The following is a 3,828-nucleotide window of genomic DNA, read 5'->3' on the forward strand; positions in this document are numbered from 1 at the left end:
AAAATTATGGCTCATGGAAACGTATGGACTTTGGATAGCGTTGCCAGTAGTTGGATGCTTAGCAAGAAAACCAAACTCACTTATTGCTTCCTCACACTGTATCCACCTAGCAGCACTCATGGCATATCTTTCTAATAGCTGTGGTAGAACTAGATGTGCACACCCTCGCTCCTCAAGCCATTTCCACGTAAGCTCATAAATTTCGCTAGCTACTAAGGTTTTACCATCCTTTTGTACTGCTGAAAGCATAGCCCTTGGCTGTGGCATCTCCTGCCCTTGAAGTTCTGCGGTATTTTTAAATTCAATAACTTCCAGTTTTCTTTTTCCGGGATTTCCCTCAGCAATTTTATCTATAAGTGCTTTCTTTTTCTGACCAGATCCAATACGGGCACCACCTCGATTTGTACCATCTTTGGCCATTAACTCACCTCATTTCTTATTAAGGGGGTATTACCCCGTTTGAAACTGCGACTTTTTGCACGAAGCCCCACGCCCGTTGCACATTTAAATAGCTGTGGAGATATGACTCCCCCTACCGGGTTCCCCAACGGTCTCCATCTCTTGCTGTGATAGCTGAGTGACAAGGAGTACAAAGAGCCATTAGGTTGCTTTCATCGTGTGTCCCACCTCGTGCCAAGGGAAGGATATGGTGCACTTCAGTTGCTGGTGTCAGCTTTCCTTGTCTTTTACACTCTTCACATAGTGGATGGGCTGTAATGTAACGGTCACGTATTCTTTTCCATGCACGACCGTAACGCTTCCTCGTTTCAGGATCTCTCTGATATTTTTCATAACGAGAAGCTTCCTTTTTGGCATGCTCCGGACAAAAACGTCCATCTGTCAGTTCCGGACAACCAGGAGAAGAACATGGTCGTTTTGGTTTCTTTGGCATTTCGTACCTCCTTTTGCCCATAGAAAAAGCCCTCGCGGTATTTCCACGAAGGCTCTCTACAGTTCTTCACAATACCATTGTATAATGGATTTCTGATAAAGTCGTCCACGATATTACTCACTGGATTTGTGTCTACTATATTGACATAAATCCATCAGTCGGTTATATTTAGTATAATGGCGGATAATATGGAGTTATTTAAGCAGTTTAATGATAATCCTTCGTTTAAGAAATGGCTGTCGGATCTTGTTTTCAATTTAACGTATAACCCTGAAGGAAAGCCATTTGAAACTCCTTCCAATGATTCAAATAACAAATAAGCTGTTACGAGGGAGGTAAAGGATTATGGCTAAACGAGGAAAAAGTATAAATTTGTTTTTAATGGATGGCACACCAAATGGGAGAATAAAGTGTACTCTTGCTAATTGGACAGGCGTGGCTTACAAAATACCTCGAACAGAACTAGATAAGTGCAAGGGACGCGAAGATTTATCACAGAGCGGTGTTTACTTCTTATTTGGCACTTGTAAATGTCAATCCCAAAATGTATAATTTTTAGAATCTCAAAATGTACATTAATTAGAATTTAATTGTTACTACTTTTCTTTGATTCAAGCTGATCCATCTTATCCTTTAAACGATAAGAAGGACCAGTTATTTTTATTATTGTTGAATGGTGTATTAGCCTATCTAGAATTGCATTAGCAAGGGTTATATCTGAAAATACTTCTCCCCACTTGCTAAATGGTTGATTAGTCGTAATAATCGTTGAATTCTTTTCATATCTCTTATTTATTAGCTGAAATAGTAGATTTGCACCTTGCTTATCTATTGGTAAGTATCCTATTTCATCTATAATTAGCAACTTATACTTAGAAAAGTGCTTTAACTTGGCTTCTAATCTATTCTCTGCATGAGCTTTGTTTAGTTGCATAATTAGATCATGGCAGGGTATGAAATATGTTATATATCTTTTTTTAGCTGCTGCAATTCCTAGTGCAACAGCTAAATGGCTCTTTCCTACCCCAGAGGACCCATAAAAAAGTATATTTTCTTTGTTTTCTAGAAACCTTAAGCTCTCCAAATCTAATAATTGAGCTTTATTTAATGATGGTTGGAAATCAAAATCAAAATCTTCTAGTGTCTTTTCAAATGGGAAAGCAGATACTGCTATTTGAATCTTTGAAGCTCTGTCATTTCTAAAATCTAATTCTTTTTCAGTCAAGTGTAATAATGCTTCCGTAAATGGAATTTGATTTTTAGTTATTTCCTCTATATAGTTAGGCAAGTAACTTCTAAATTTCTCTAACTTTAAAGTCTCTAGATTATTAAGTAGTTTTGTATAGCTTGTCATATTAATCACTCCTCAAGAAAAATATCCATACTCTTTAAGTTGTTTTCAATGAATTCCTCAATCCTTTCATCTGAATAATGCTTCAGAGCATCTGAACGAAGTATTTCTTTTACATGTTCTTTTTTGTAATGAAGAATTTTATCAGATATCCTATGACAAGCAATTAAATCTTTTGTATAATAGATATATATTTCAGAATCAATTTCTGAAATTGTTGTATATTTACCAATATATTTGGTAGGTACAGAGTATTTTTTCCCTTTATACCTGATCATAGATTCTTTGGATACCTTGTACTCTTTTTCGTGGTGGAAATATGATAGAAGCACATCCATTTTAGGTAAAGGGTTTAAATACTCTTTCTCTTTTTGAAATCGTAATAAAGGAACTTCATTAGTTGCTTGTGATATCTCATTATTTATCTCCATATTAAATGTATTTACTATTGCTTCTAACTCTTCAAATGTATCAAATTCTTCGTTGTAAGGGGTTAATCTATCTACTAACTTTGCCAAGGTCTCTACCTTACCTTTAGTCTCTGGTCTATATGGTCTACAGGTTATTATTTCAAATCCAGCATCTATTGAAAAGTACTTAAATTTTTGATTAATAGCTACATTTTTAAAGGTTGTCCTACTCCTGTCAACAACAGAGGACATATTATCGAATAATATTTCTTTAGGGACACCACCTAAGTATTTAAAACCATGGGTTAAACACTCAAATAACGTCTCCTGAGTTCTATCTGCAGTTAATTTTAAATATTTAAGTCTAGAGTATCCTAGTACCATTAGAAATATGTTAACTTCGAATATTTCACCATGTTTACTGAACATATTAATGCTTTCTTTCCAATCTACTTGAGCTTGTAACCCTGGGCTTGTATCAAATCTCAATGTGGCCTTTTTTATCTCAGACTTCTTATGATCTTTTACAAAGTTGTTAACTGTATGATAACCGCCAGTGTAACCTTTCTTTTGAATGAACTTATATACAGACATTGAGGTAGAACCATAGTTATCTACTTTATCTATGATAGTTTCCTTGAAATCGTCAATTTTACTCTTAAGATTTCTAGGTTTTCTAGTACCTGAACTAGGGTCGTTTAAATACCTATCAATTGTCCTTCTATCACAGTTAAATCTTCTAGCTAATTCACTCTTATTCAAGACATCAAAATCCTCCCCTATCAGTTTAATTTGGTTAAGTACATCTTTCCGCATAATATTACCCCTGTCATAGTTTTTTAGAAATATTATACAAGAAAAAATGTACAAATTTGTACATTTTGAGATTCTAATTTTTGTTCATATTCATTTTAACATTTACACTATATGGGTAATAAACTAATAGTATTACTATTTAATTACATATTGACAAGCTATTTAACATATAATATAATGATCTTACCGATCAGGCCCATGTTCCTTACGAGGACTGGGCTATTTTTATGGAGTGATATATATGAAACCCTTTAAAACTCACAGACAGCAACTAAGAATTCTTCGGGATGAAAGAGGGCTAACTATTAACGATGGTTCGCGAGCAATGAGGATTTTAGAACGGGAAAATTATTACGCAG

Annotated in this window: 5 protein-coding genes; 1 reads left to right on the top strand and 4 read right to left on the bottom strand. The window is 34.8% G+C overall.

Going from position 1 to position 3,828, the window contains the following annotated elements; all coding sequences use genetic code 11:
- Nucleotides 1-420: P27 family phage terminase small subunit (locus tag N3C_RS14520; protein WP_074366708.1), on the bottom strand; the 420-nt coding region annotated here is incomplete at its 3' end.
- Nucleotides 421-532: 112 nt separating this feature from the next.
- Nucleotides 533-892 (bottom strand): HNH endonuclease, encoded by a 360-nt coding sequence (locus tag N3C_RS14525; RefSeq protein WP_009052900.1) that lies wholly within the window; start codon nt 890-892, stop codon nt 533-535.
- Between the two features lie 345 nt (nt 893-1,237).
- Between N3C_RS14525 and N3C_RS14530 the strand changes: the two genes are divergently transcribed.
- Entirely contained in the window at nt 1,238-1,444 is a 207-nt protein-coding gene (locus N3C_RS14530) for a hypothetical protein (RefSeq protein WP_242944120.1), read from the top strand.
- 34 nt (nt 1,445-1,478) lie between these two features.
- On the opposite strand, the gene istB is transcribed toward N3C_RS14530, so the two are convergent.
- Complete coding sequence (gene istB / locus N3C_RS14535) at nt 1,479-2,246, bottom strand: IS21-like element helper ATPase IstB (protein WP_178377849.1); 768 nt, start codon at nt 2,244-2,246, stop codon at nt 1,479-1,481.
- Between the two features lie 5 nt (nt 2,247-2,251).
- The gene (gene istA, locus N3C_RS14540; protein ID WP_074366709.1) at nt 2,252-3,469 is read right to left on the bottom strand and encodes an IS21 family transposase; all 1,218 of its coding nucleotides are present in this window, start codon (nt 3,467-3,469) and stop codon (nt 2,252-2,254) included.
- Nucleotides 3,470-3,828 lie beyond the last annotated feature (359 nt).

The sequence above is a fragment of the Clostridium sp. N3C genome, from assembly GCF_900095445.1.
In the GTDB taxonomy this organism is placed as follows: domain Bacteria; phylum Bacillota; class Clostridia; order Clostridiales; family Clostridiaceae; genus Clostridium_AU.

Coding starts and splice junctions, on each gene's coding strand:
- N3C_RS14525 (WP_009052900.1), bottom strand. CDS start 892: ATGCCAAAGAAACCAAAACGACCATGTTCTTCTCCTGGTTGTCCGGAA.
- N3C_RS14530 (WP_242944120.1), top strand. CDS start 1,238: ATGGCTAAACGAGGAAAAAGTATAAATTTGTTTTTAATGGATGGCACA.
- istB (WP_178377849.1), bottom strand. CDS start 2,246: ATGACAAGCTATACAAAACTACTTAATAATCTAGAGACTTTAAAGTTA.
- istA (WP_074366709.1), bottom strand. CDS start 3,469: ATGCGGAAAGATGTACTTAACCAAATTAAACTGATAGGGGAGGATTTT.